Origin of the sequence: Sorangium sp. So ce1504, assembly GCF_051521635.1 — a bacterium.
Classification (GTDB): Bacteria; Myxococcota_A; Polyangia; order Polyangiales; family Polyangiaceae; genus Sorangium; species Sorangium cellulosum_B.
The window spans coordinates 9247456-9269281 of record NZ_CP150365.1 but is presented as its reverse complement, the minus strand read 5'-3'; the positions used below and the strand labels follow the sequence as shown (position 1 = coordinate 9269281).

The window sequence follows — 21826 nt, the reverse complement described above, 5'->3', positions numbered from 1 at the left end:
CAAGGACGAGAGGAGGGGAAGCAGGGGAGCGGGCACCCCCGCTCTAGGCGTCTCGCTTGACGAGGAGGGCGGTGAGGTCGTCGATCTGCTTGGCCGAGCCAGCGAAGCGGCGGACCTCGGCGAGGAGCGCGCCGAGGATGTCGGACGTGGGGCGCGCGTGCAGGCGGTGGATGAGGTCGCCGACGCGCTCCTTGCCGAACACCTGCCCGGCGGCGTCCTGGTACTCGTAGAAGCCGTCGGTCAGCAGCACGAGGAGATCGCCCGGGGCCATCACGAGGGGCGGCGTCGGGGGCAGGTCGAGATCCTTGAACATGCCGAGCGGGACGGTCGACGGATCGCGCCACACGACCTGGCCCTCGGCCGCCCGGTAGTGGAGCAGCGGCCCCTGCCCGGCCGCGTGGAAGCGGAGCTGGTGCGTCGTCGGGTCGAGGACGCCGAGGAACGCCGTGATGAAGCGGTCGTTCGGCAGGTCCTCGAGGAGCTGCTGGTTCACGTGGTGCATGAGCGCGTCCATGTCGGCCGAGAGGCGCAGGCCGATGCGGAGCATCGCCCGGAACTGGGTCACGCTGAGGGCGGGGCCGATGCCGTGGCCGGCCGCGTCGGCGAGCAGCAGGATCATCGGCGACATGTCCGCGCGCTCGTCGAGACGGATGACGTCGTAGATGTCGCCGCCCGTGTCGTCCGCCGGCTTGCTGAACGCCGACAGCGAATAGCCGGGGCAGCGCGGCAGCCGCCGCAGGAGGATGTTCTGCTGGATGTCGCGCGCGATCGTGAGATCGTGCTCGAGCTTCAGCTTGATCAGGCGCTCCTCGAGCAGGAGCGTGCGCTGCACGGCGACGGCCGCCTGCGCCGCGAGCAGCTCCGCCACGTCGCGCTCGTCCGGGCCGAAGTGGTCCGCCTTCGAATTCAGCATCTGGAGCACGCCGACGAGCTTGTCGTCGAGCCCGATGAGCGGCACCGTGATGAGGGATTTCGTGTGATACCCCGTCCGGCGGTCGATCTCCTGATTGAACCGCGGATCGGAATAGCAGTCGTCGACGAGGATGGTCTGGCGCTTGCGCGCGCACTCCCCGGCGATGCCCTTGTCGATGCTGACGCGGATCTGGGCCTCGCCCGTGGCGACACGGGAGTAAAGCTCCTTGGCCTCCTCGTCGTAGAGGAAGACGCTCCCGCGGTCGGCGCCTATCACCTCCCGCCCCGTCTTGATGATGAGCTCGAGCAGCTCCGTGAGATCGCACGGCGCCGCGAGCTTGCGCGAGACGTCCAGGATCAGGATGAGCGACGACGCATCGATCAGGGAGGGAGTGCCGGCGCGCATGCGGCCGGAGAGTTTGGGCTACGTGGAAATAGGGGTCAAGACATGGTCTCGCCCCGGGGGCCCGGGACGACGTCGTCGCCAGCGCGTGCCCCGGCGCGCGTCGGCGTTCCTGACCTCGGCGCGGCCCAATTTTCGAGCGACGACGGTCGCGAGCGCCCCGGCGACGCTGCGAGATCGCCATCGATGCCGTCGGCGCGGGGCTCGGGGTGGTGGAGGTCGGCGCTACCACCTCGGCCCTACCTGTCCTAGAACACGCGACGCACTCTCCTTGAAAGCGAGCTCTTCGATGAACCGCCTCCGCCTCGTCGCCCTCGTCCCGGCCGCTGCCCTGGTCGTGGCGGCCTGCGACGCGCCGCCCGCGCCCGCCGGCGCGGCGCCCGACGCCTCGCCCTCCGCCGCCGCGCCGGCCCAGCCGCAGCCGGTCGACGCGACGCCGCACTCGGTCGACGCGCCGCCGCAGGCGAGCGCCCCCGCGGCGGCTGCCAGCGCGGGCGCTCCGGCGGCGACGGACGCGGCGGGCGGCGGTGCGAAGGCCGACGCGGGCGCGCCGGCGGAGGACGCGGGCCGGAAGCGCGAGGACGCGGGCGCCGCGACGGCGGCGCGCGACGCGGGGATGCCCGTCGGCGACGCGGCGGCGCGCGACGCGGGCGGAGGGCGCGCCGAGGCGCCGGCGGCGACCTCCGCGCCCGCGCCCGGCACGGCGGCGCCGCCCGCGGTGCCGCCCGCCGAGGCGGGATCCGCGGACGCCGTCGCGGCCGAGGTCGACGCGATCTTCGTGGGCAAGAAGACGTACTTCGCCCGCTTCAAGCAGGAGCACACGCAGAAGGTCTCGGGGGCCGTCAAGAAGCAGAGCGGCGCGCTGTCGGTCCAGAAGCCGGACAGGATCTCGTTTCGCTACGATCCGCCGAACCAGAACCGCATCGTCTCCGACGGCGTGTCGCTCAAGGTCTACGTCGCCGAGGACCGGCAGATGTTCGTCACGCCGGTGCAGAACTCGGAGTATCCGGGCGCCCTCTCGTTCCTCATGGGCCACGGGCTCCGCCCGTCGTTCACGTTCACCTTCAACGAGAAGGCGAAGTTCGAGGGCGGCCCCGTGCTCGTCGGCAAGCCGCGTGCGCCGACTCCCCACTACGAATTCGTGATGTTCTATATCGACAAGGCGCTCCTCGCGAAGAAGGACCCTGGCGTCGTGCGCCGCGTCCTCATCGTCGACGCGCAGGGCAACCGGAACCGGTTCGACTTCGAGAACGCGTCGCAGCCCGCGTCGATCGATCCGGCGGAGTTCCAGTTCACGGCGCCGCCCGGCACCGACGTCAAGCAGAACTGATGACCCCGCGCCTCTCGCTCTCGGAGCTCTTTCCCGACATCCATCCGGAGTGGATCCTCGCCGAGGATGCCGATCTCATCGTCGTCGACAAGCCGGCTGGCCTGTCGACGCACGCGCCGGAGGCGGAGCGGATCGACGACATGGTGACGCGCCTCCGCGCCTTCCTCCGCGGTCGGGGCGACGCGGAGGCGTACCTCGGGATCCACCAGCGGCTCGATCGCGACACGTCGGGCGTCCTCCTGTTCACGCGGCGGCGCGAGGCGAACGCCGCCGTCGCGCGGCAGTTCGAGGGGCGCACGGTGCAGAAGACGTACGTCGCCTCGGTCTCCGGCTTCGGCGAGCGCCCGCCGCGCGGCACCCTGCGGCACCGCCTCGTCCCGGCGCCGGGAGGTGCGATGCGCGCGCTCGCCGAGACCGGCGGGGCGCGAGAGGATCGGGCCGCGAAGCGAGAGGATCGGGCCGCGAAGCGGGAGGATCGGGCCGCGAAGCGGGAGGATCGGGCCGCGGGGCGGGAGGATCGGGCCGCGAGCGGCGTGCTGGCGATCACCCGCTACCGCCTCCTCGAGCGCCGCGGCGACCGCGCCCTGCTCGAGCTCCGGCCCGAGACAGGCCGCACGCATCAGCTCCGGGTGCAGCTCGCGGCGATCGGCCTCCCCATCGCCGGCGATCCGCTCTACGGCGGCCCCGAGGCCCCGCGCCTGCTCCTGCACGCCGCCGAGCTCCGCCTCGATCACCCGGCCACGGGCGCGGCCGCGACCTTCCGCTCGCCGCTGCCAGCAGTCTTCGAGGCGTGGCTCGCGGCAGCGCCGGCGGACCCGTACGCGGGCGGCGTCGCGGCCGTCGAGCGCGCCATGCGCGAGGCCGCCGAGCGGCGGTACGGGATCGCGCGCGCCGGTGACACCACGGCGCTCCGGCTCGTCCATGGCGCGGGTGACGGCCTCCCCTCCGTCTCCGTCGATCTTTATGGCGAGCACCTCGTCGTGTCGCTGTTCGGCGCGGGCGAGGGCGAGCCGGGCGCGCCGCCGCGGGACCTCGTGCTCGACGCGGCCCACCGGCTCGGGGCGAAGGGCGTGTACCTCAAGGCGCGCCCGAAGCACGCGAGCGTCATCGTCGACGCGCGGCGCGAGGAGTTCGCGCCGCGGCACGCCGTCCGAGGGGAGGACGCCCCGGAGGAGTTCACCGTCCTCGAGCACGGCTTGCCGTTCAAGGTGCGGCTCGGCGACGGGCTCTCGACCGGCATCTTCCTCGACCAGCGCGAGAACCGGCGGCGGGTGCGGGAGCTGGCCCGGGGGGCCCGGGTGCTGAACCTGTTCGCCTACACGGGGGCGTTCACCGTGGCGGCCGTGGCGGGCGGCGCGCGCGAGAGCGTGACGGTCGACGTGTCCCGGGGCGTGGTCGCCTGGGCGCGCGACAACCTCGCCGCGATCGGCGCGGACCCGGCGGCGCACGTCGTGGTCGAGGCCGACGTGTTTCCGTGGCTGAAGGCCGCCGCCCAGTCCGACCGGCGCTTCGACCTCGTCGTGCTCGATCCGCCGAGCTTCGCGACCACGAAGAAGAGCCGCTTCAGCGCTGCGAGCGATTTCGGCGCGCTCGCCGCGCTCGCCTTCCGCGTGCTCGCCCCGGGCGGCAGGCTGCTCGCCTGCACCAACCACCGCGGCATCGCGCGCGCCAGGTTCCGGCGTCATTTGCACGAGGCCGCGCGTGAAGCAGGATGCGACGTCGTGCAGATGAAAGACCTCCCCGATCCCGTCGATTTTCCCAGCGAACCAGGCGCGGAGCCCCACCTGAAGAGCGTCCTCGCCAGCGTGGGCGCGCCGCCCGCGAGGGCCCGAGAGGGCGCGCCGCCCGCGAAGGCAGGGAAGGCTGCGCCGTTCGCGAAGGCAGGGAAGGCTGCGCCGCCCGCGAAGGCAGGGAAGGCTGCGCCGCCCGCGAAGGCAGGGAAGGCTGCGCCGTTCGCGAGGGCGGCGAAGGCCGCGCCCGCCCGGGGCGCGCGCCGAGGGCCCGCTCCGGCCCGGACGACCCGCCGAGGTGCGCGATGAGCCAGCGGCGCCTGCTCATCACGATCAGCTCGTACAGCTACCTCGAGCCTGCCTTCCTGGCCGCGGGCGACTTCGAGCGCGGCCTCGTCGAGCGCAAGAGCTTCCCCGACGGCGAGCGCTACCTGCGCGTCGCGGTCGACTGCTGGGGGCGCGACGTGGTCCTGCTCGGCGGCGCCCCCCGGGACCTCGACTGGCTGGAGATCTACGACCTCGGCTGCGCCATCTCGCGCGCAGGCGCGCGGTCGCTCTCCATCGTGATGCCTTATTTCGGCTACGCGACCATGGAGAGGGCCGTGAAGCCGGGCGAGGTGGTGACCGCGAAGACGCGGGCGCGGCTCATCTCGGCGATCCCCTCGTGCGACGCGGGCACGCGCATCTTCCTCTTCGATCTGCACACCGATGGCATCGAGTTCTACTTCAGCGACTCGCACGTGACGCGCCACCTGTACGGCGCTCCGCTCATCACGCAGGCGGTCCGCGAGCTGATGGGCGATCGCCCGTACGTGCTGGCGGCGACGGACGCCGGTCGGGCCAAATGGGTGCAGAGCCTCGCCCGCGGCCTCGGCGTCGAGCCGGCGTTCGTGTACAAGGAGCGGAGAGGCGACGGCGTCGGCGTGACCGGCATCAACGCCGATGTCTCGGGCCGCGAGGTCGTCATCTACGATGACATGGTCCGCACCGGCTCATCGCTCGTCCAGGCGGGGCGCGCCTACCTCGCCGCCGGCGCATCCAAGGTCCACGCCGTCGCGAGCCACCTCGTCTTGCCGGGCGACTCGCTCGAGAAGATCAGGAAGGCTTCCGTGTTCACGACGCTGCTCGGGACCGACTCGCACCCTGGCAGCCAGCAGCTCGCCGATGCGCCCGGCGCCCTCCACTCGGTGGCGCCGCTGCTGGTGCGCGCGCTCGAGCGGGAGACCTAGGGCACCTCCGGCCTTACGTGAGGTTCGTGAGCGGCCCGGTGCAGTACTCACGCGTGCCGAACGTGGTCCGGGTGTCGCCGAACAGGTTCAAGATCGAGACGAGCAGGTTGTTGTGCGGGAGGCTCGGGTACCGGACCCAGCGCCCGGTGCGCAGGCCCCCGCCGCCGCCGGCCAGCAGGAACGGCATGTTCGTCTTCCTGTGGGACGGCGGATCCGAGATCTCGGAGCCGAAGAAGACGACGCTCTCGTCGAGCAGCGAGTGCCCGCCCATGTCGACCTTCTCCATCTCCTGCAAGAGATAGAGGTGCTGCTCCGAGTACCAGGTGTAGATGAGCTCGCACTCGGCCGGCCTGAAGCCGCCCATTTCCTGGTAGAAATGGTGGTGCTCGGTCAGGTTCAGCCACGGCAACGTGTACTTCGCCTCGGTGTCGCTCCACTGCAGGGTGCCGACCGCGGTGATGTCACAGGCGAGCGCCATCACCAGCATGTCCGTCATCAGCTTGCCCACCTTGGGGATCGCCGCGTCGGTCGAGCTGTCCACGATCGAGCCGGGGTCGTCCGCGTTGAGCCCCGCGCTCGGGTTGTAGTCGGACGTGTCGACCAACGTCGGGGCCTTGCAAGCGTTCGTCGCAGCCGGCGTGTTGCCGAGGCTCTGCTCGATCTCGCGGATCTTCGTCAGGTGCTGGTCGATCTTCTGCTTGTCGGCCGCGCCGAGCCTCGCGGAGACGGCGGCGTAGCGACGGTCGACGAAGTCGAGGATCGATCGCTTCCGCGCGAGGCGGAGGGCGGCGTCGTTGCTGGCGCCGGGGTTCAGCGTGCCGAAGAGGTCGGTGAAGATCTCCACCGGATCGAGGTGCGGCGGGATGGGGCTGTACGGCGCGGTGTCCTCGAAGTTGGCGATGTTCATCGGCGTCATCCGGCCGTGGGACTTGCCCGTCGCCCAGCGCACCGCGAGCTGGATGCTCGCCTTCGCCGTCCGACCGGCGGAGATCCGGGAGGCGATCACCTGATCGATGGACGGCCCCCTCGCGTAGCCGGTCAAGTCGACCGTCTGATCCGTGCCCGTGAGCCAGGCGATGATCCCGCACTGGTGCTGCTCCCCGCGCGCGCTCTTCATGTCGAGGCCGTCGACGACGAGCAGCCGGTCCTGCACCGGCGCGAGCGGCGCCAGGATGGGGCCCAGCGTGAAGCTCGTCTCGGTGCCGGTCGGACGCCAGCGGTCGATCAGGGTCCCGCCGGGCGTGTAGACGGCGAGGAAGCGCCGTGCGGGGGCGGGTTGCGCGCGCGCCGGGCGCTCGGTTCCCATGATCTCCAGCCACGGGAGCGCGACGGCGATGGCGCCGGCGCCTCGCAGCATGGCACGTCGGCTCAAGCGGAATTTCGACATACCCCTCGCTCCTTTCAGGCAGCCATGTAGAGGAGACCGTCCGTCTTGGTGAGCTCGACGAGGAGCGCAGGTTCGTGACTTGCGGACCCAGACATGGTTCTCCCTCCTCACCCGCATCGGCCAAGCCGAGATCCCCTGATTCAACAACACTCTTTACGAAATGACCAGGGGGATTGTCGTGCGGGGCCCACCACGATGCGGCTCACCACGAGGGCCCATGCCGCCGCGCGCTGGTGCGAGGGGCCACGTCGTCGAGAGCGTAGCGCGCAGCGCGCGGCGCCGAATTCCCTTGCCGGCGCCGATCGGCGCGTGGATGCTCGCCCCGGATGCGCGGCTCGCGCAGAAAGGATGAGCGTCGAGGCCATGGACGAGCTGGTACGACAGGTCGCAGAGAAGGTTGGCATCTCGGAAGACAAGGCCCGCGTGGCCGTGGAGACGGTGGTCGGTTTCCTGAAAGAGAAGCTCCCGGCGCCGCTCGCCGCCCACGTCGACACCGCGCTCGGCGCGGCGGCCCCCGCCATCGCCAACCTCGACGTCGGCAGCCTCGCAGGCTCGCTCGGCGGCCTTTTTGGCAAGAAGTAGCGGCATCTCCGCCGAGCGCGCCGCCGGAGCGCTCTCGACCGAAGTCCATCTCTCCTCTCCTGATCCTGACCTGGACGACGCCGCCTTCGCGCTTTGCGCGGAGGCGCGCTCATGTCCAGGACGTGCTCGCGCTTCGCTGCCTGGCGCGGCGTGAGCATGTGCCGATCGCGCCCCGGCACGTCACGGCTCCGTCCTGGTCCGGCGCGCGCTCGACCCGGCGCCGCGACCGCGGCCTCGATCTGGGTTGAGTCTTCGCATCCCCTCGAGCGCGGACCCTGGAGCGGGCCGTCTCGGGCGCGGCGGCGGGCGACAAGCGTGGAGAACCGCGGGTTTCCTGGACGACGCGCGCGCAGCGACGGATAGCGGCTGCACAGGCGGGCTCCGGCACCGGGCTTGCGAGCATCGAACGCCTGGAGAAGCACCCGCCCACCTCTCTCTTCACGCGGGCGGTCCGCTTCCGCGAGGAGAGGAGCGATATTCCATGGCGTCCGTGATCGGCGGCGAAGCCGCGTTCATCGGGTCCTTGACCGAACTGATCGAGCTCAACTGGTCCACGGTGGACGCGCTCGCAGCAGCGCTCTCGCGGATGAACCGACCAGGCGACAAGAGCCGGCTCGCGAGCTTCCTTCACGATCACGAGCGTCACCTCGAGGTGCTCGCCGCCCTGGCCCACGAGCTCGGCGAGCCGCCGATGGAGAGCGCCGTCCGACCCAAGCTGAAGAGCAAGGCGCTGACGAACGGGATGGTCGGAGATCGCGCGATCCTCGAGGCGATGAGGCATTACGAGGAGGACAGCTGCGCTGCTTACGAGCGGATGATATCCTTCCGCGAAGGCCTCTCCGAGCGCGCGCGCGACGTCCTCCGGCACTCGCTCGCGGTGGAGCGGCGCCACCGGGACTGGTTCTCCGAGCAGCTCGACTCGCGACAAGGGCTTTTGCTGTTGCCGCTGTAGCGCGCGAGCGCCCTTTGGAAGACGCGGCCCTCTTCCGTCGTCTCGTGTATCATCGCGGCGATGATTCGCCCTCTCGTCCTTGCATCCCTTGGCATCGCCCTTCTCCTCCTCGGCTGCGACGAGCCCAAGAAGCCCGTTGCGGGAGCGGCCTCGGCCGCGCCTTCTGCGGCGAAGCCCGCCGACGCGCCTCCTGCCGCGAGCCCCGCGGCCACGGCCAGCGCGCCGCCGAAGAAGCAAGAGGTGGTGTGCACCAAGAGCGATCCGGTGACGTTCTCTCATCCGGCGCTCGAGGCCAAGGTGCGGCAGCAGCTCCAGAAGCCCGAGGGGCCGATCAAGCGCGCCGAGCTCAAGAACATCAAGACGATGAACCTTTCGGACGCCCAGGGGCTCGACGAGCTCGATCCGTGCATTTTCCCCGAGCTCACGGGCGTCAAAGGGCTCTACCTGCCGCCGGGCAAGATCGACGACCTCCGCCCGATCAAGGGCCTGCTCCGGCTGGAGTCGCTGCGCGTCTCGGCGACCCTGGTCAAGGACCTCTCGCCGCTCTCCGGCCTGGTCAAGCTCGACCGGCTCGACATCGGCCGCACGCCCGTCGCCGACCTTTCGCCGCTCGCCGGCCTCACCAGCCTCACCGAGCTCCAGCTCGATGAGACCGAGGTGACCGACGTGAGCCCGCTCGCCGGCCTGAAGAAGCTCGAGATGCTCCAGATGAAGCGGACGCGGGTGAGCGACGTGTCGCCGCTCCGGGAGCTCAAGAGCCTGAAGAACGTCTACCTCGAGGGCTCGCGGGTCGAGGACGCGAGCCCGCTCCGGTCGATCCCCGGGATCAAGATCCACGAAGGCTGAGGCGGCCGGCCCTCGCGCCGCCGCCTGCGGGCCGCGCCGAGCGCCGCCATCGCGAAGAGGCCGAGCTGCCAGCCCGCCCCAGCGGAGCCCGCGGCGCCCGCGCCGGCTGCGCCGCACTCGCAGCGCAGCTGCCCGTGAACGCCGACGTTCATGCCGGGCGCGCCCTCCTCCGCGTCTCCGGTGGCTGGAGCGCCCCCGGAGCCGGCCTCGCCAGCCCCGCCGCCGCCTTCGCCCGGCGGCGGCGGCGCGTCGATGACGTGGAGCGCCGGCCCGGAGCCCTGCACCAGGAACGGGCGCGGCCGCAGCGCCGGCCCGAGCGGCAGCGCGGCGAGCCTCGCTGCCGGCCACACGACGGCCTCGCCCGGATCGAGGTGCCAGGCGGCGGCCACCTCGGCATCCGGCACGGCCCGCCGATCGGCGCCGTCGATCAACCAGAGGGAGGCCGCGCCGTCGTCGCCGCGCACGAGCAGCGGCGACGACGGGAACGCGTCGCCCTCCGGCAGCGCCAGGAGCGCCGCGTCCGGCGCGCTGGCGACGTCCCAGAACCGCGAGAACCCCCAGGCGTCCAGCGCGCCGTCGCCGCCGAGCGGCCGCCTCACGCCGGAGGGCAGATCGAGCGGGCACTCGAGGGCCCTCGGGCTCCCCTCGAGCTCCACCTCCTCGCCGCTCGAGCCGTCGACCCCGTAGGCGTGGACCGCGTGGTCGCCCCCGAGCAGGCTGAGCGGCATCGGCGCCTCGAAGCCGTGCGCGCACGAGCCGAGCGGCTCGCAGAGGTCGTCGCGGCGCACGTCCGCGGGGAAGCTGTAGCCCTCCGCGCCGTCCTCGGTCGCGGGGACGTCGAAGTAGAGCCGCGCGTCGCCCGGCGCGCTCTCCGCGTCCGGGTCGCGGGTCCATCCCGCGATACCGCTGCAGCCGGCGGTCTCGAGGGCGCCCTCGGGGGGCTCGTTGAGCAGCGCCTCGTACGAGGCGACGAGCGATGTGTAGGGCGGCACGTAGACCACGCCGACGCCGCTCACGGACTGCCGCACGTTGAAGTGCAGGTGAATGGTCGTCGGCGTGCTCCCGTAGACGTTGGACACCCGCCCGATGCGCTCTCCCCGCGACACGTCCTGGCCGGGCGAGACCTGGACATCCGACATGTGCAGGTAGTCGTAGCGAGTCCCGTCCTCGCCGGTCAGGTAGACAGAGTAGCCGCCGACGCTCGTGATGGTGCCATCCACCACCGCGACGACCCAGTGTCTCCCCGCCTCGCACGTCGCCGGCCGGATGTCCTGCCCCTGGTGCCCTGTGCCGGAGGGGCAGAGAGGCATCTCCCACGAGCGCAGCTCGCAGTAGTTGTCGCGCCACGGATAGGCGTAGTTGTCCGTATCGCACTGTCCACCGGCCGGGCCCGCGCTACCGCCTTTGCTGTAGACCTGGGAGTTGGCGAACGCCGGGCCCTCCTCGAGCGGAAAGCGCATGGAGGGCGCGTACACGACGTCGTCGGCGCGCCCCTCTCCCGAGCCAGAGAGGAGCTCGCCGGCCGGACGGTACGAGAACGGATCGGCCGCGGCGGCGCTCGGCGGGAGCGCGAGCGTGGCTGTCGCGACCAGCGAGGCCAGCGCGGCGGGGCGAGGGCGCGGCGGGCGGAGCGGCGCGATCATGGCATGTCTCCCGCGGCCCTGGGCTCGTCGCCGCCCACATAAACGAGCTCCGAGGCGAGCTCGAGGACGAGCGCGTCCGAGGCGCAGGCCGGCGCCTCTGGAGAGGCGCACTCGACGTCGAGCGCGTACGAGACGCCGTTCTCGGTCCACGACGCGCTCCAGATACCCTCGTTCGCCGTGACGAACGCAGGCGCCCCGCGCACGGCGCGGGGCCCCCGGAACGGTGGAATGCCCGGATATTTGTGCGCGAGGCGGGTCATCGTGAGCGAGACGGTGATCGCGTCCGTCTTTGCCCAGAACGAGGTCCAGTGCTCCCTGGCAACGAGGACCGGCGCCGCGAGGAGCTCGCGCCGGGACGGCACGAGCACCGGGACCCGCGAGGTCCTGGCGGCGTGGGCCGCCGTCTTGGGGAGCGCCGCGAGCGCGGTCCGGTCGAGCGAGGCGGAAGGGGGCCAGGTAACGGCGGCGATCACCGGGGTTGCCGCCGCGGACAGCGGCTGGGCGGCCGCTGGATCGGGCGGCGTCTCGGACGGGGGCGCGGCCTGGTCGCACGCGGCGACCGCGACAGAGAGGAGGATAACAACAGCAGTGGGCGCGCCGCGCATGAGGCCTCGCGGAAGGGGACCCTCTATTCTAGTCGAAAATCGGCAGGCCTGGCCAAGAGGTGGTGGGGGCGCGCAAGATGTCGCCAGGATGTGACCGGGACGACGTGACGTGCCGCGCGAAGGCTGCGCGTGAGCGGCGCGTCAAAGGACATCAGCCGTTGTCATGCCTGCGTGAGCCCATGGCGTTGGCCGTGCGGCCGCGCTCGGTCGGCGACAGCAAGAGACAGACGTCCATCGACCGCGCGTGAGCCGTGGACGTACCCCGAGATCGTCGAATGGCAGGGACGTGTTTCGATCTGTACAACGAGGCGTGTCGTGGTAGTTCAACTCACGTCCTGCAGGCGCGTCTGCGGTGAGTCGCTGACGCGCGCATGGATTGAGACAGGGGATCGCAGAAAATAACTGATTCCTCGCGGACATCGGAGGAGAGCTCGCTCGGGGCGAGCGGCGCGTGGATCGTCGCGCCGCAGGCGCCATGACCGGCTCTTTTCGTCGTCGTCTCCGCTGTTCACTGCCAACGACACGGCGCGTCGATTTTGGCGACTGGGCACAGCGCCGATCTAGGGATTTTTGACCATGGAATCGAAGGGAGCTCCTATGGGCGTGTATCAACTATCCGGTCGAGTCGTGCGAGCCAAGAACGATCGCGGCGTCGCCGATGTGCGGATCGAGGCGTGGGACAGCGAGGAGGTCACGACGGATCTCCTCGCCGTGGCCGTGACCGACAGCGACGGCGCCTTCTCCATATCGCTCGATCAGGGCTTCCTGGATCGTCATTTCAAGGGACGTGAGCCCGTGCTCGCGCTGCGCGCCTTCACTTCCGGGGGTGCGGAGCTCGTCACCCGCTATTCGTCCTGGAAGGTGTCGCGAGCCCCTGCCTCGGTCCGGATCGAGGTGGATCCCCAGATCACATCGACCAAGCGTGCTCCGGCGCCCTCGATCGTGCGTGGCAAGGTGCGGACCTCCAGCGGAGAGGCCGCTGCAGGGGCGCACGTCACCGCGTACGACGTGGGCGTGTCGGGGGCCTTCGTGATCGGCTATGGCACGGCAGACGCCGCGGGTCAGTACGAGATACAGTACACGAGCCTCCCTTACGCCGGCAAGCAGCGGCCGGATCTGCGGGTGCGCATCCTCAATGGTGAAGCGGAGATCGGCCGCTCTGAAGTCCTCTATAGCGCTCCCCCGACCGCTGTCGTCGACCTGACCATCGGCGCGTTCGCGAGCGATCCTGGCCCCACCGAGCCCTCGCCCGCTGAGCTCTCGCGGCTGCATCGGCAAATTCAAGTCCACGCGTCGGGCGTCTCCCTGAAGGACCTGACGAGCGATCAGAGCGACCGCCTCGTTCGCGCGACCAGGGCGGAGCCCGCGCACGTCGAGGCGCTCGTCGCGGCCGAGTCTCTCCTGTACCAGATCGGCGGCAGCGGGACGCCGGACGTGTTCTACGCCCTCGTCCGCAAGGGCTTGCCAGCCACGCGGCGCAAGCTCCTGGCCTACCCCCGCGCCGCGCTGCGCCGCGAGCTCGTCGATGCGATCGACGAGGGGCTCATCGAGGGCGGGGGCTCCGCTCCAGATGACCGCCTCGCGCCCCTCCTCGCTTCTGCCGTCTCGCTCGCCTTCGACACGCCGCCAGCGGGCGCCACCGGCAATCTCGGCCAGCTCCTCGCCAAGGCGCTGACGACCCAGAGCCTCCAGCAGGAGTTCCTCACGGCGTACTTGGACCACGACGGCACGCCCGAGGCCTTCTGGACCCAGCTCGCGACGCGCCCCTCGTTCCAGGGCGCCGGCGTCATCCCGTCAACCCAGCTCGCGCTGCAGCTCGGGGCGCTCACGCGCTATCACTTCCCGCTGATCGACGAGCTGTGGGCGCGAAAGCAGGGCGGCCAGATCACCGCCCTGAAGGACCTGGCCGCCTACAGCGAGGCCGACTGGGTCGCGACCCTCGGCGTCGTGCGCAACGGATCACCCATCAATTACCCAGCCAATACGCCCGGAGCGACGGTGGCCGAGAAGCGCGCCTCCTTCGCCAAGGTGCTCCAGCGCTCCATGGAAGTGGCGTTCCCGACGAAGGTCGTGGCCTCCGCCGTCGCTGCGGCCGGCGCGAGCGGGTTGACCACGTTCTTCAACAACAACCCTGCGTTCGAGCTCGGCAAGGCCCGCGCCGGCCACTACATCGCATTGAACCCGGGGGCATTCGCGGGGATCGCCAACCCCACGGCCACAGCGCTCGATCTCAAGGCGATCGAGCGGCTCGGCAAGCTCACACCCAGGTACGAGGAGATCAAGGTGCTCCTCGACGCCGGGCTCACGTCGTCGCGGGCGATCCTCCGACGCGGCCGAGCGCGGTTCATCGCCAAGCACGGCGCCGCCCTGGGGGGCGCCAAGATCGCGGCGGGCATCTTCGACAGAGCGGCCGCCGTCGCCGACCACGCCACCGGGCTGTTCCTCAAGTTCGCCGCGCCGCATAACCCGAAGTCGGCCTATGTCGTGCCCGACCAAGGAAGCCGCGCAGGCCAGGCGCCCCAGGCGTTCGCGACGTACGGGGACCTCTTCGGGTCGCCCGACGCCTGCGCGTGCGCGCACTGCGCCTCGGTGTACGGCCCTGCGGCGTACCTCGTCGACCTGCTCGGCTTCCTTTCTCGCCACGACTCGAAGGTCACGAAGAGCGGCAGCGAAAGGTGGACCGCGAAGGATCTGCTCCTCGGCAGCGCGCCGGGGATGACGCCGGCGCTCCCCGGGCGGCGCCCGGACATCGGCCGAATCGACCTCACCTGCGAGAACGCGGACACGCCGCTGCCGTACGTCGACCTGGTGAACGAGATCCTCGTCCACGCCGTCGTGAGCGAGAGCCACGAAGACAACAACCAGGCCCCGCCCGCCTTCCCGGAGCACATCGCGACCACCGGCACCGCCGAGGAGCTCGCGGCCATGCCGAACCCGCCCGCCGGCGAGGCAGCGTGGTACGTCGACGTCTACGAGCACCTGGCCGGCCGCGACTTCCCCTTCGCCTTGCCGTTTTGCTACCGGGAACACGAGGCGGGCGTCTATCTCGAGCACCTCGGCGTGTCGCTGCACACGCTGATGACCGAGATGAGGGCGAGCTGGTCCAGCCCGCAGTCCGTGTATCCCGAGGATTTGGCCGCCCACCGGCTCGGCATGTCGCTACGGCAGCGCGATCTGATCCGCGGCACATGGATCGCGGACGACGTGACCCTGGCGAGCGCCTGGGGCCTCGCCCCGGACGCCCCGCTCCCCGGCGCGTCGTTCCAGGTCCCGGTGCTCCTCGCGCGCTCGGGCCTGTCCTACGACGAGCTGCTCGATCTGCTCGAGACCTCCACGCTCGGTCGCCTGGGCGCGCCGGCGCTCCAGCCCGCGGGGAGCTGCAAGATCGAGGAGCAGACCGTCGGTGGCATGACGGACGCCCTGGCCGCGCTGAGCATGATGCACCGGTTCCTCCGGCTCCGGCAGCGCCTCGGCTGGTCGATCCGCGAGCTCGATCAGGTGCTCGCCGCGTGCGCGCCCAGCGGCACCGACCTCATGAACGACCGCGCGATCCGCGTGATCGCGGTGATCCAGGCGCTGCGCACCGAGCGGGGCATGGCGCTCCCGATCGCGGAGCTCGCGAGCTGGTTCGGGCCGCTCGATACCCGGCGCCGCGACGCCGGCAAGACGCCCTCGTTCTACGAGCAGCTCTTCCAGAACAAGACCGTCACGAACCCGGTCGACGCCGGGCTCGCGCTGCCGGGCGTCGCCAGCCTCTCGACGGCCAATCTGCTCTTGCTCCACACGCCCGCGATCCTCTCCGCGCTCCGCATCAGCCGGGAGGAGCTGTCCGTCCTCATCAAGAACTTGGGGCTCGATCTCCCCGCAGCCGCTGCGGTCCCTGCGCCGGAGAGCCTCGCGAAGCTCCACCGCAGCGTCTCCTTCGCGCGCGCGGCGCGGCTCCCGCTGTCCGATTTCTTCGCGCTCTACCACCTGAGCATCTACAAGCCGTTCGAGGCCGCCGACCCGGAGCGCACGCTGCGCTTCCTGGACACGGTCGATCGCGTCCGGCGCTCGGGGCTGTCGCCCGCCGATCTCGAGTTCCTCTTCTGGTCGCGCCCGTCGCCTCGCGCGCAGATCGCCGTGACGGACGAGGCGATCAACCCGGTGCTCGACGAGCTGTTCGGCGCGCTCCTCGCGCTGCGCGGACAGAACGGCGCCCCGGACAGCGAGGCCGAGGCGGCGCTCGTCGAGCGTATGCTCAGCGCCGCGCTGAAGCTGGACGCGCGGTCCACGCACCTCCTCGTCGCCGGCGTCCTCACGCTCGGCGACCCCGGCAAGACGAAGCTCGGCAGCGTGTTCTCCCTGCTCGCCGAGCTCCCTGCGTCGCCGCCCCCGTCGTTCGAAGACCTCGGCCCGCAGCGTGCTGCCTACCGGCACCTCGCCAAGGCCGCGGCGCTCGTGCGGCGGCTCGGCCTGAGCGCCGACGAGATCGAGGAGATGTTCCTCGCCGGCGCGTCATCGGCGCTCGACCTCGACGCCTTGCCGCGCGCCGAGATCGAGATCGATATCGAGGGCACCGGCTCGGAGCTGTTCGCGGCCTGGGAGCGGCTCGTGGATTTCGTCGAGCTCCGCCCCCACCTCGCCGGGCCGAGCCCGTCGCTCGCGAGCCTGTTCGTGACCGAGCCCGAAGACATCGCCAGCGCCACAGGCTGGCCGCTGGCCGACGTCACGGCGCTGCTCCAAGCAGCGCTCAATCCTGATAACCCCGCGGAGCTGGTCTCGACCCTCACCCTCGTGCGTCGCGGGATGGTGGTGCTGAAGCGCCTCGGCGTCTCGGCCGAACAGGCGTTCGGGTGGATCCAGGCGATATACGCGGACGACGCCTCGCCCATCGACGGCATCGTCCAGGCCGTGAAGGCGAAGTACTCCGAGGCCGACTGGGCGAGGGTGGCGCCGCCCCTGCGCGACGTGCTGCGCGAGCGGCTCCGGTCGGTGATGGTGGCGTACCTCGTGGCGAAGCGGAATCACAAGGACAGCAACGAGCTGTTCGCCGAGCTCCTCGTGGACGTCGAGACAAGCCCCGCGGTGATCACGTCGCGCCTGAAGCAGGCCATCGGCTCGGTGCAGACGTTCGTGCAGCGCGCGCTCTTGAACCTGGAGGCGTCCAAGCTGACGCTCTCGGAGGAGGCGGCGCGGGAGTGGGCGTGGCGGAAGAGCTACCGTGTCTGGGAGGCCAACCGCAAGGTCCTCCTCCAGCCCGAGGCGTACCTCGATCCGTCGCTGCGCGACGACAAATCCCCGTTCTTCAAGGATCTCGAGGCCGAGCTCCGGCAGAAGGACATCACCGACGACGCCGCGGAGCGGGCGTTCGAGCGGTACCTCGACAGGCTCGACGAGGTCGCGAACCTCGAGATCGTGGCGGCGTTCCACCAGAAGGAGGAGGGCGACGAGACGCACCTCCCCATCGACGTGCTCCACGTCGTCGGCCGCACGGCGCTCCAGCCGTACAAGCACTTCTACCGCACGCGGGTGAATGGGCTGTCCTGGACTCCCTGGGAGCCCATCGAGGTCGACATCGAATCGGACAACCTCCTGCTCGCCGTGGAGGACCGACGCCCGCACCTCTTCTGGCCGATCATCGAGGAGCGCGCCGAGCCGGACCAGCGGCTGCCTAACGATACGCGCGACGCGGGCGATGAGGCGGAGACGCGCCGGTACATCCGCCTCGCGTGGAGCGAGCGCCGGAACGGGACGTGGGGCGCGCAGCGCATGAGCAGCGGTCCGGAGGTGTCGATCCCGTCGGGGATGCATCCCTCGTACCTCGCGCTGATGCTCGAGCGAGAGGACGACGACTCGCCCCTCCGGATCGCCGTGAGGTGGGCCCCAACCCTCGCCTATCGTGTCGGGCACTTCACGCGGAGCGCCTGCGGCGTGCTGGAGGGCACCAATTACCGGGTAACCGATGTGGATTCGCCGAACGTCACGAACTTTCTGCCGGCGCGCCCGCACTCCGCGGAGCTACGCCGGCAACTCGTGATTTCCAACGCCTGGGCGGCCGGCCTGACCGTTCCGATCACGCTCGACGACTACCCTCTTCGACTCAAGCTGTTCGGAAGCGCCACCCCGTTCCGCGCCTTCATCCCGCGCGAGATCACGGGCGACACGACGGACAGCGCCGCAGCCGGCGCGCCGTTCTTCTTCTACAAGGACGCGCGCTCGACGTTCTTCGCCGAGCTCGTCCTGTCCGAGCACACTGAATATCACGATGCCTCGAAGATCCAGCCCGGGATCACGCCGTTCAACGACGTCGACAAGGACGACGAGGTGCTCGGCCGGGAAGGCCTGTCGGCCACGCTGCCCCCGTGGGTGAGGAGGGCGCCGGAGGAGACGTCCATCGCGCATGTCTACCAAGACGCGAAGCGATACCGGTTCACGTCCTTCTATCACCCCCACGTCTGCCTGTTCCGGAAGGAGCTGCAGCGCGCCGGCGTGGACGGGCTGCTCCAATGGTCGCTCCGCCCGACCGAGCCGCTCCAGCTCAGCGCCGACGACTTCTTCGCCGAGACGTACCACCCGGACCCCGAAAACGTGCTCAAGCCGTATCCGATCGAGGACGTCGACTTCTCGTTCCGGGGGGCATACTCGGTCTACAACTGGGAGCTGTTCTTCCATGCCCCGTTCCTGATCGCCCTGCGGCTGATGCGGAACGGCCGGCACGCCGAGGCGCAGCGCTGGTTCCACTACATCTTCGACCCGACCACGGGCGACCCCACCCCGGCGCCCGGGCGCTTCTGGAACGTGCGGCCGTTCCGCGAGAACAGGGATCTCGCCTCGATCGAGGACGAGCTCCGGGAGGTGCCAGCGGCGCAGCAGAGCCCGATGGCCAAGCTGTTCGGCTCGCTCTTGACGAACCTGGCCGACCCGCCGGAGAAGGAAGAGCTCTCGGCGCAGATCGAGGCGTGGCGGAGCGACCCGTTCAACCCGCACCTCATCGCGCGGATGCGGCCGATCGCCTACCAGAAGGCGGTGGTGATGAAGTACGTCGAGAACCTGATCGCCTGGGGTGATCAGCTCTTCCGGCGCGAGACGATCGAGGCGATCAACGAGGCGACGCAGCTTTACATCCTCGCCAGCAGCCTCCTCGGCCGGCGCCCGCAGCGCGTCGAGCGGCAGGAGACCGTGGCGCCGCGGAACTACTGGCAGCTCGAGGCGCTCGGGCTCGGCGACCTCTCCGACCCGGTGGTCGGGGCCAGGTCCCGCGTCGAGGCGGAGAGCCTCGTTGTCAGCTCGCTGATGAAGACGCCGAGCAAGGCGATGTTCGAGCCCGTGCCGGACCTCGGCGAGCTGTACTTCTGCGTGCCCCGCGACGAGGCGCTCTCGGCGCTCTGGGACACGGTGGCCGATCGGCTCTTCAAGATCCGGCACTCGATGACCATCGAGGGCGTGGCCCGGGTGCTGCCCCTGTTCGAGCCGCCCATCGATCCGATGCTGCTCGTGCAGGCCAGGGCGCTCGGCGTGGATCTCGCGACGGTGCTCGACGAGCCGAGCTCCGCGCGGCTCCCCTACCGCTTCCAGGTGGTGCTCGCGAAGGCGATGGAGCTCTGCGGCGCGGTGTCTGGGCTGGGCGGCGCGCTCCTCGCCGCGATGGAGAAGAAGGACGGCGAGGCGCTCGCGCGGCTCCGCTCGGGCCACGAGGTCGAGCTCCTCGCGGCGGTTCGGGAGATCAAGGCGCAGCAGGTCGCGGACGCCCAGGCGAGCCTCGCCGCGCTGGAGCGCTCGCACGAGGCGGCGAGGCTCCGCCGCGACCACTACGCGGGCCTGCCGTGGATGAGCGCCGCGGAGGAAAGCGCGCTGGCCCTGAGCGTCGAGGGCATGGAGCTCGGGCTCGTGGCGCAGGGGATCGCCGCCGTCGCCCCCGGCGTCGAGGCCGTCCCGCCGACGACGTTCGGCGCTGCGGGCTCGATGGGGAGCCCGGTGGCCATCACGACGATCGGCGGGCAGGCGTCGGGCGCGCCGATCGAGGCGGCGTCGCACGCGCTCTCCATGGTGGCCGGCGCGCTGCGGGAGGGCGCGTCGCTCGCGGCCACGCTCGCCGGGTACGAGCGGCGCGCCGAGGAGTGGGCGCTGCAAGAGCGGCTCGCGGCGAAGGAGATGCAGGGGCTGGAGAAGCAGATCGCCGGCGCGAAGATCCGCGCCGCGGTCGCGGAGATGGAGCTCAGGAACCACGAGCGCCAGGCCGAGCAGGCGCGCGAGGTGCTGGCGTTCCTCCACGAGAGGAAGCGCACGAACGAGGAGCTGTACGACTGGATGGTGGCGGAGCTCGCGACCGTCCACTACCAGACGTACACGCTGGCCTACGACATGGCGAAGCGGGCGGAGCGGGCGCTCCGGTTCGAGCTCGGCACGCTCGATGGCACGCCCGCCATGGTGCGCTTCGGGGCCTGGGACAGCCTGAAGCAGGGCCTGCTCGCCGGGGAGCGGCTCCAGCACGACCTCCGCCGCCTGGAGGTCGCGTTCCTGGAGAAGACGCCGCGCGAGGCGGAGCTCGTGAAGCACGTCTCGCTCGCCGAGGTCGCGCCCGAGCAGCTGATGCACCTCCGAGAGACCGGCGAGTGCGAGATCGAGCTGCCGGAGGAGGTGTTCGATCTCGATTACCCGGGTCACTACTTCCGGCGCATCAAATCGGTCGCCGTCACGATCCCGACGGTGACCGGCCCGTACGCCGGCGTGAGCTGCACGCTGAGGCTCAGCGGCACGAAGGTGCGCGAGGACAAGGCGGTGACCGGCGGGTCGTACGCGGACGCGGTGAACTTCCGGACGGATCTCTCGCCGCTGACGGAGGTGATCGCGACCAGCGGAGGGGTGAACGACGCGGGCCTGTTCGAGCCGAACCTCCGCGACGAGCGGTATCTGCCCTTCGAGGGAGCGGGCGTCATTGGCTCCTACTGGATCGGGCTCCCTGCGGCGAACAACCGATTCGACATCGGGGCGGTGAGCGACGTGATCCTGCACATCCGTTACACGGCCCGCGCGAACACCACCATTGCGGGCGCGGCGAAGGATTACTATGTCACCAACCCGCCGGTGCGCCGCCGGATCTTCAGCCTGCGGTCCGAGCTGCCGGCCGAGTGGGCTCGCTTCATGGCGGCGCCCTCGGACCCGGTCGTGGCGCAGGAGCTCTCGATCCCGCTCACGCGGGAGATGTTCCCCTATGCGCCGGCGGCCCGGAAGATCGCGCTGACGAGCGTCACGTTCTACGCGCGGTGGAACGGCAAGGTGGCCTACACGAGCGGCACTGCGCTCCAGGTCGGCGTGGCGCCGCCAGGCGCCGCGGCGAGCACGATAGCGCTGCCGGGTTATCCGGACGGCGTCTCGCGCAACACGGGCAAGGGCGCCAGCATGAGCCCGCCCGGCGGCTCGTGGGATCTCGGCACCTGGACGCTCAGCGCGAGCAGCGACAAGGTCGACGATATCGCGGGCGATCTCAGGACGACGAGCAACCGGCTGAACGACACGCTCCAGGACATCTACCTGCTCTGCGAGTACAGCCTCTCGCCGCATTCCCAATCGTAGAGGACGGCGCTGCGATCATTCACCAAGGAGTCAGCATCCATGTCGGACAACATCACTCTTCCTCAGGGAGCGGGCGTGCTCCTCTCCACCGATGAGATCCTCGGCGTCCACGTCCTCCGCGCCAAGGTGCAGACTGGCGCGGACGGCGCGGCCGTCGACGTCTCGCAGAGCAACCCGCTGCCGGTGAGCCTGGTCGGGTCGCTCCCGGCCGGAACCAACACCGTGGGCGCGGTCAACGTGAAGCCGGCCACCTCCGGCGGGCTCTCCATCTACCGCAACGTCGGACTGAGCACCACGGGGCAGAGCGTGAAGAGCTCCGCCGGGCAGGTGTTCGGCTGGTACCTGGCCAACTGGAGCTCGACCGACGCGTTCGTGAAGCTCTACAACACGGCCGGGGCCCCGACGGTCGGCACGACCCAGCCTGCCTTGACGCTCATGGTGCCGGCCGGGCAGGTGGTCTCGACCGAGCACACGAACGGCATCGCGTTCACGAACGGCATCGGTATCGGCGCGAGCGCCACCGCGGCAGACAACAACACCTCCGCGCCCGGAGCGAACACCATTATCGTGAACGTGTTCTACAAGTAACGCTGGCCTCCGAGGGCTTGAGCCGTCGTTCCCGGGGGGGCCGGGCAACGGGAACGGGGCGGTG

Annotated in this window: 12 protein-coding genes; 8 read left to right on the top strand and 4 right to left on the bottom strand. The window is 70.7% G+C overall.

Translation table 11 applies throughout. The features are described 5' to 3' along the window. Positions 1-43 precede the first annotated feature (43 nt). Positions 44-1318, bottom strand: a complete 1275-nt coding sequence (locus WMF39_RS34945) for a SpoIIE family protein phosphatase (protein ID WP_437740802.1) — start codon at positions 1316-1318, stop codon at positions 44-46. Positions 1319-1604: 286 nt separating this feature from the next. Between WMF39_RS34945 and WMF39_RS34940 the strand changes: the two genes are divergently transcribed. The 3 genes from WMF39_RS34940 to prs are packed head-to-tail and all read left to right on the top strand — an operon-like array spanning position 1605 to position 5604. After that, entirely contained in the window at positions 1605-2645 is a 1041-nt protein-coding gene (locus WMF39_RS34940; protein WP_437740801.1) for a LolA family protein, read from the top strand. Then, the gene (locus WMF39_RS34935) at positions 2645-4684 is read left to right on the top strand and encodes a class I SAM-dependent methyltransferase (RefSeq protein ID WP_437740800.1); all 2040 of its coding nucleotides are present in this window, start codon (positions 2645-2647) and stop codon (positions 4682-4684) included. Before WMF39_RS34940 ends, WMF39_RS34935 begins: the two co-directional genes overlap by 1 nt. Then, a complete protein-coding gene (prs, locus tag WMF39_RS34930) occupies positions 4681-5604 on the top strand; it encodes a ribose-phosphate diphosphokinase (RefSeq protein WP_437524274.1) in 924 nt (307 codons plus the stop codon). The genes WMF39_RS34935 and prs overlap by 4 nt, the downstream gene beginning before the upstream one ends. Before the next feature lie 13 nt (positions 5605-5617). On the opposite strand, the gene WMF39_RS34925 is transcribed toward prs, so the two are convergent. Further along, complete coding sequence (locus WMF39_RS34925) at positions 5618-6961, bottom strand: DUF1552 domain-containing protein (RefSeq protein WP_437740799.1); 1344 nt, start codon at positions 6959-6961, stop codon at positions 5618-5620. Between the two features lie 378 nt (positions 6962-7339). Between WMF39_RS34925 and WMF39_RS34920 the strand changes: the two genes are divergently transcribed. The 3 genes from WMF39_RS34920 (at position 7340) to WMF39_RS34910 (ending at position 9371) form a co-directional block, all read left to right on the top strand. After that, positions 7340-7573, top strand: a complete 234-nt coding sequence (locus WMF39_RS34920) for a hypothetical protein (protein WP_437740798.1) — start codon at positions 7340-7342, stop codon at positions 7571-7573. Positions 7574-8054: 481 nt separating this feature from the next. After that, positions 8055-8525, top strand: coding sequence for a ferritin-like domain-containing protein (locus WMF39_RS34915; protein WP_437740797.1), 471 nt, complete (start codon positions 8055-8057; stop codon positions 8523-8525). Between the two features lie 60 nt (positions 8526-8585). Continuing rightward, the gene (locus WMF39_RS34910; protein ID WP_437740796.1) at positions 8586-9371 is read left to right on the top strand and encodes a leucine-rich repeat domain-containing protein; all 786 of its coding nucleotides are present in this window, start codon (positions 8586-8588) and stop codon (positions 9369-9371) included. Here WMF39_RS34910 and WMF39_RS34905 read toward each other — a convergent pair. Both WMF39_RS34905 and WMF39_RS34900 read right to left on the bottom strand, forming a co-directional pair. Beyond that, positions 9296-11014, bottom strand: a complete 1719-nt coding sequence (locus WMF39_RS34905) for a M23 family metallopeptidase (protein ID WP_437740795.1) — start codon at positions 11012-11014, stop codon at positions 9296-9298. The genes WMF39_RS34910 and WMF39_RS34905 overlap by 76 nt on opposite strands. Beyond that, the gene (locus tag WMF39_RS34900; RefSeq protein ID WP_437740794.1) at positions 11011-11619 is read right to left on the bottom strand and encodes a hypothetical protein; all 609 of its coding nucleotides are present in this window, start codon (positions 11617-11619) and stop codon (positions 11011-11013) included. The genes WMF39_RS34905 and WMF39_RS34900 overlap by 4 nt, the downstream gene beginning before the upstream one ends. Before the next feature lie 627 nt (positions 11620-12246). Here WMF39_RS34900 and WMF39_RS34895 point away from each other — a divergent pair. Continuing rightward, positions 12247-21174 carry a neuraminidase-like domain-containing protein gene (locus tag WMF39_RS34895; protein WP_437740793.1) on the top strand — a complete coding sequence of 2976 codons (8928 nt, stop codon included), beginning with the start codon at positions 12247-12249 and terminating at the stop codon, positions 21172-21174. A 39-nt stretch (positions 21175-21213) separates the two neighbouring features. Continuing rightward, entirely contained in the window at positions 21214-21762 is a 549-nt protein-coding gene (locus WMF39_RS34890) for a hypothetical protein (RefSeq protein ID WP_437740792.1), read from the top strand. Positions 21763-21826: the final 64 nt, after the last annotated feature.

Coding starts and splice junctions, on each gene's coding strand:
- WMF39_RS34945 (WP_437740802.1), bottom strand. CDS start 1,318: ATGCGCGCCGGCACTCCCTCCCTGATCGATGCGTCGTCGCTCATCCTG.
- WMF39_RS34915 (WP_437740797.1), top strand. CDS start 8,055: ATGGCGTCCGTGATCGGCGGCGAAGCCGCGTTCATCGGGTCCTTGACC.
- WMF39_RS34905 (WP_437740795.1), bottom strand. CDS start 11,014: ATGATCGCGCCGCTCCGCCCGCCGCGCCCTCGCCCCGCCGCGCTGGCC.
- WMF39_RS34925 (WP_437740799.1), bottom strand. CDS start 6,961: ATGCTGCGAGGCGCCGGCGCCATCGCCGTCGCGCTCCCGTGGCTGGAG.
- WMF39_RS34920 (WP_437740798.1), top strand. CDS start 7,340: ATGAGCGTCGAGGCCATGGACGAGCTGGTACGACAGGTCGCAGAGAAG.
- WMF39_RS34910 (WP_437740796.1), top strand. CDS start 8,586: ATGATTCGCCCTCTCGTCCTTGCATCCCTTGGCATCGCCCTTCTCCTC.
- WMF39_RS34900 (WP_437740794.1), bottom strand. CDS start 11,619: ATGCGCGGCGCGCCCACTGCTGTTGTTATCCTCCTCTCTGTCGCGGTC.
- prs (WP_437524274.1), top strand. CDS start 4,681: ATGAGCCAGCGGCGCCTGCTCATCACGATCAGCTCGTACAGCTACCTC.
- WMF39_RS34940 (WP_437740801.1), top strand. CDS start 1,605: ATGAACCGCCTCCGCCTCGTCGCCCTCGTCCCGGCCGCTGCCCTGGTC.
- WMF39_RS34890 (WP_437740792.1), top strand. CDS start 21,214: ATGTCGGACAACATCACTCTTCCTCAGGGAGCGGGCGTGCTCCTCTCC.
- WMF39_RS34935 (WP_437740800.1), top strand. CDS start 2,645: ATGACCCCGCGCCTCTCGCTCTCGGAGCTCTTTCCCGACATCCATCCG.